A 6,088-nucleotide genomic window follows, 5' to 3' on the forward strand; every position below is an offset into this window, starting at 1 on the left:
TTCCGTTCCCCATCACGCGACTGGTAAGGCTTCCGCTGCCCATCACGGGGCGGGTACGACTTACGTTCCCCATCACGAGGAGGGTAGCTCTTCCGCTCCCCGTCGCGGGGTGGGTAGCTCTTACGTTCCCCATCACGGGGTGGGTAGCTCTTACGTTCCCCGTCACGAGGAGGGTACGACTTACGTTCCCCGTCACGAGGTGGGTACGACTTACGTTCCCCGTCACGAGGTGGGTACGACTTACGTTCCCCGTCACGAGGAGGGTACGACTTACGTTCCCCGTCACGAGGAGGGTACGACTTACGTTCCCCATCACGAGGAGGGTAGCTCTTCCGTTCCCCATCACGGGGTGGGTAGCTTTTGCGTTCCCCGTCACGTGATTGGTGGGGCTTGCGTGGGGTGTTGTTGTGTCGGCCGTCACGATCACGATCGTGATCGTTGCCTCGGGGGGTGTCATCGGCCATACTCGTAATCCTCCCGCAGCCCACCAGCAGGCGGCAACGATTGTTAACGCGAAAAGGCCACCCAACATTGGGTGGCCAATTCACTAAAAGAAGTCCGGCGGTGTCCTACTCTCCCACAGGGTCCCCCCTGCAGTACCATCGGCGCTGTGAGGCTTAGCTTCCGGGTTCGGAATGTAACCGGGCGTTTCCCTCACGCTATGGCCGCCGAAACACTATTGATGTTTCAATCAGCATAACAATCAATTGTTATGCGGTTCTCGACCGTACATCGAGAACCACTCAGTGGACGCAGCACCTTAAACGGTGTGTTATCAAGTCATCGGCTTATTAGTACCAGTCAGCTACACGTGTTACCACGCTTCCACATCTGGCCTATCAACCCAGTAATCTGGCTGGGAGCCTCTCGCCCGAAGGCATGGAAATCTCATCTTGAGGCCGGCTTCCCGCTTAGATGCTTTCAGCGGTTATCCATCCCGAACGTAGCTAATCAGCGGTGCTCCTGGCGGAACAACTGACACACCAGAGGTTCGTCCAACCCGGTCCTCTCGTACTAGGGTCAGATCCTCTCAAATTTCCTGCGCGCGCAGCGGATAGGGACCGAACTGTCTCACGACGTTCTAAACCCAGCTCGCGTACCGCTTTAATGGGCGAACAGCCCAACCCTTGGGACCTACTCCAGCCCCAGGATGCGACGAGCCGACATCGAGGTGCCAAACCATGCCGTCGATATGGACTCTTGGGCAAGATCAGCCTGTTATCCCCGAGGTACCTTTTATCCGTTGAGCGACAGCGCTTCCACAAGCCACTGCCGGATCACTAGTCCCGACTTTCGTCCCTGCTCGACCTGTCAGTCTCACAGTCAAGCTCCCTTGTGCACTTACACTCGACACCTGATTACCAACCAGGTTGAGGGAACCTTTGGGCGCCTCCGTTACTTTTTGGGAGGCAACCGCCCCAGTTAAACTACCCACCAGGCACTGTCCCTGAACCGGATTACGGTTCGAAGTTAGATATCCAGAATGACCAGAGTGGTATTTCAACAATGACTCCACAAGAACTAGCGTCCCTGCTTCAACGTCTCCCACCTATCCTACACAAGTCACACCGAACACCAATACCAAGCTATAGTAAAGGTCACGGGGTCTTTCCGTCCTGCTGCGCGTAACGAGCATCTTTACTCGTATTGCAATTTCGCCGAGTTCGCGGTTGAGACAGTTGGGAAGTCGTTACGCCATTCGTGCAGGTCGGAACTTACCCGACAAGGAATTTCGCTACCTTAGGATGGTTATAGTTACCACCGCCGTTTACTGGGGCTTAAATTCTCAGCTTTGCCTTGCGGCTAACCGGTCCTCTTAACCTTCCAGCACCGGGCAGGCGTCAGTCCGTATACATCGTCTTGCGACTTAGCACGGACCTGTGTTTTTAGTAAACAGTCGCTACCCACTAGTCTCTGCGGCCTCCAAACGCTTTTGGGAGCAAGTCCCTATACGCCGAAGGCCCCCCTTCTCCCGAAGTTACGGGGGCATTTTGCCGAGTTCCTTAACCACGATTCTCTCGATCTCCTTAGTATTCTCTACCTGACCACCTGAGTCGGTTTGGGGTACGGGCAGCTAGAACCTCGCGTCGATGCTTTTCTCGGCAGCATAGGATCACCCACTTATTATCCGCATCGTGTCTCAGCCTTAATGAGTGGCGGATTTGCCTACCACTCGGCCTACGCACTTGCACCCGGACAACCATCGCCGGGCTGGGCTACCTTCCTGCGTCACACCTGTTAATACGCTAACCGCCCCAGCATAGGGTCGCACGCTAGGCCCCACGCTTCACCCCGAAGGGATCCATCTAGGGGATTCAGATGCTTAGCATTACTGGATTGGTTTGGGCGGTTCTTCGCCGGTACGGGAATATCAACCCGTTGTCCATCGACTACGCCTGTCGGCCTCGCCTTAGGTCCCGACTTACCCAGGGAAGATTAGCTTGACCCTGGAACCCTTGGTCTTTCGGAGGACGTGTTTCTCACACGTCTTTCGCTACTCATGCCTGCATTCTCACTCGTGTGGCCTCCACGGCTGGTTCACACCGCCGCTTCGCTGGCCACACGACGCTCTCCTACCCATCAATACGGCTGGACCACGAAGGCCTACCAATAAATATCAATGCCACAACTTCGGTGGCGTGCTTGAGCCCCGTTACATTGTCGGCGCGGAATCACTTGACCAGTGAGCTATTACGCACTCTTTCAAGGGTGGCTGCTTCTAAGCCAACCTCCTGGTTGTCTAAGCAACTCCACATCCTTTCCCACTTAGCACGCGCTTAGGGACCTTAGTTGGTGGTCTGGGTTGTTTCCCTCTCGACTATGAAGCTTATCCCCCACAGTCTCACTGCTGCGCTCTCACTTACCGGCATTCGGAGTTTGGCTGACGTCAGTAACCTTTTAGGGCCCATCGGCCATCCAGTAGCTCTACCTCCGGCAAGAAACACGCAACGCTGCACCTAAATGCATTTCGGAGAGAACCAGCTATCACGAAGTTTGATTGGCCTTTCACCCCTATCCACAGCTCATCCCCTCAGTTTTCAACCTAAGTGGGTTCGGTCCTCCACGACGTCTTACCGTCGCTTCAACCTGGCCATGGATAGATCACTTCGCTTCGGGTCTAGGACATGCGACTGAATCGCCCTATTCAGACTCGCTTTCGCTACGGCTACCCCTCAACGGGTTAACCTCGCCACATATCGCTAACTCGCAGGCTCATTCTTCAAAAGGCACGCTGTCACCCCTACTAGGGAGGCTCCAACGGTTTGTAAGCAAACGGTTTCAGGTACTATTTCACTCCCCTCCCGGGGTACTTTTCACCTTTCCCTCACGGTACTTGTCCGCTATCGGTCATCTGGGAGTATTTAGGCTTATCAGGTGGTCCTGACAGATTCACACGGGATTTCTCGGGCCCCGTGCTACTTGGGATACTCTTCGCGTCAAGAGAAGCATTTCGACTACGGGGTTCGCACCCTCTATGACCAGCCATTCAAAACTGTTCGTCTATACCTTCTTGTAACGCCGACTGATCGGCAGACCAGTCTGAAAAGTCCCACAACCCCGAATACGCAACTCCTGCCGGATATCACACGTACTCGGTTTAGCCTGTTCCGGTTTCGCTCGCCACTACTAACGGAATCGCGGTTGCTTTCTCTTCCTGTGGGTACTGAGATGTTTCACTTCCCCACGTTCCCTCTACCCGCCCTATATATTCAGGCGGGAGTCACCAGGTCAGCACGCTGCCCAGCGGGGTTTCCCCATTCGGAAATCCTCGGATCAAAGTGTGCTTATCCACTCCCCGAGGCTTATCGCAGATTGCTACGTCCTTCTTCGGCTCCAGATGCCAAGGCATCCACCGTTTGCTCTTAAAGACTTGAAATCACATGAGTTGAATCAAAACTCGACCCCACACCCGAAGGCATGGAATCTGAAATTGACTAATGATCTTTAAGATCATCTTTCATGAGACAACACCAAAAAGTGTCATCTCAAAGATGCTCGCGTCCACTGTGTAGTTCTCAAAGTACGGGCGGTACCCTCCACCGAAACCAGCCAAAGCCGGCAACAGCAAAAAGTCCAGAGGTTCGTCAAAACCTGCATGTCAAAAACATCCAAGTTCATCCGGTCCCTCAGGACCCAACAGCGTGCATATGCCGACGCTTCCACCAAAACCGTTCCAGCTGCAAGCAGCGTACTAAGTTCAGGAAGTCCCGAACGGCATCTTGTCTAATGTTCCACCCATGAGCTAACCAGTGAGAAACATACGTTCTCAATCTGGCGCCTGGACATTCCGAAGAATGCCAGATGCTCCTTAGAAAGGAGGTGATCCAGCCGCACCTTCCGGTACGGCTACCTTGTTACGACTTAGTCCTAATTACCGATCCCACCTTCGACGGCTCCCTCCACAAGGGTTGGGCCACCGGCTTCAGGTGTTACCGACTTTCATGACTTGACGGGCGGTGTGTACAAGACCCGGGAACGTATTCACCGCAGCGTTGCTGATCTGCGATTACTAGCGACTCCGACTTCATGAGGTCGAGTTGCAGACCTCAATCCGAACTGGGACCGGCTTTTTGGGATTCGCTCCACCTTACGGTATTGCAGCCCTTTGTACCGGCCATTGTAGCATGCGTGAAGCCCAAGACATAAGGGGCATGATGATTTGACGTCATCCCCACCTTCCTCCGAGTTGACCCCGGCAGTATCCCATGAGTTCCCACCATTACGTGCTGGCAACATAGAACGAGGGTTGCGCTCGTTGCGGGACTTAACCCAACATCTCACGACACGAGCTGACGACAACCATGCACCACCTGTTTACGAGTGTCCAAAGAGTTGACTATCTCTAGCCCGTTCTCGTATATGTCAAGCCTTGGTAAGGTTCTTCGCGTTGCATCGAATTAATCCGCATGCTCCGCCGCTTGTGCGGGTCCCCGTCAATTCCTTTGAGTTTTAGCCTTGCGGCCGTACTCCCCAGGCGGGGAACTTAATGCGTTAGCTGCGTCACGGAATCCGTGGAATGGACCCCACAACTAGTTCCCAACGTTTACGGGATGGACTACCAGGGTATCTAAGCCTGTTTGCTCCCCATCCTTTCGCTCCTCAGCGTCAGTTACGGCCCAGAGATCTGCCTTCGCCATCGGTGTTCCTCCTGATATCTGCGCATTCCACCGCTACACCAGGAATTCCAATCTCCCCTACCGCACTCTAGTCTGCCCGTACCCACTGCAGGCTGGAGGTTGAGCCTCCAGTTTTCACAGCAGACGCGACAAACCGCCTACGAGCTCTTTACGCCCAATAATTCCGGATAACGCTTGCGCCCTACGTATTACCGCGGCTGCTGGCACGTAGTTAGCCGGCGCTTTTTCTGCGAGTACCGTCACTTTCGCTTCTTCCTCGCTAAAAGAGGTTTACAACCCGAAGGCCGTCATCCCTCACGCGGCGTTGCTGCATCAGGCTTGCGCCCATTGTGCAATATTCCCCACTGCTGCCTCCCGTAGGAGTCTGGGCCGTGTCTCAGTCCCAGTGTGGCCGGTCACCCTCTCAGGCCGGCTACCCGTCGACGCCTTGGTGAGCCATTACCTCACCAACAAGCTGATAGGCCGCGAGCTCATCCCTGACCGAAATTCTTTCCAACTACCGACCATGCGGCCGTAGCTCATATCCGGTATTAGACGCCGTTTCCAGCGCTTATCCCAGAGTCAGGGGCAGATTGCTCACGTGTTACTCACCCGTTCGCCACTGATCCACCCAGCAAGCTGGGCTTCACCGTTCGACTTGCATGTGTTAAGCACGCCGCCAGCGTTCATCCTGAGCCAGGATCAAACTCTCCGTAAAAGAAATTTGCTACCAACAACCGGAATAGGCTGAAAGCAGCGAGTTTGAACTGACCAAAAGGATGTCAATACTGACAATCCATACGCCAACCCCTCCGGAAGAAGGATTGGACTTTGATCCAAAGGAATCTCATCCAACCGAAGTTGAATAGAGGTTATTTGGCATTTGACAAGTGCACGCTGTTGAGTTCTCAAGGATCGGACGCACCTCCCACTCAGCTTCACAGCCTCGCCAGAAGGGCAACTTCACAATC

3 rRNA genes are annotated in these 6,088 nt (G+C 54.4%); all 3 read right to left on the minus strand.

From position 1 onward, the window contains the following. Positions 1-556: 556 nt before the first annotated feature. A 5S ribosomal RNA gene (gene rrf / locus AB0O81_RS13910) occupies positions 557-673 on the minus strand. 98 nt (positions 674-771) lie between these two features. After that, positions 772-3,877, minus strand: a 23S ribosomal RNA gene (locus tag AB0O81_RS13915). Between the two features lie 436 nt (positions 3,878-4,313). Then, positions 4,314-5,835: ribosomal RNA gene (locus AB0O81_RS13920) — 16S ribosomal RNA — on the minus strand. Together the 16S, 23S and 5S rRNA genes form the textbook arrangement of a ribosomal RNA operon. Between the last annotated feature and the right edge of the window lie 253 nt (positions 5,836-6,088).

This window comes from Microbacterium sp. NPDC076911, from assembly GCF_040687125.1.
GTDB lineage: Bacteria > Actinomycetota > Actinomycetes > Actinomycetales > Microbacteriaceae > Microbacterium.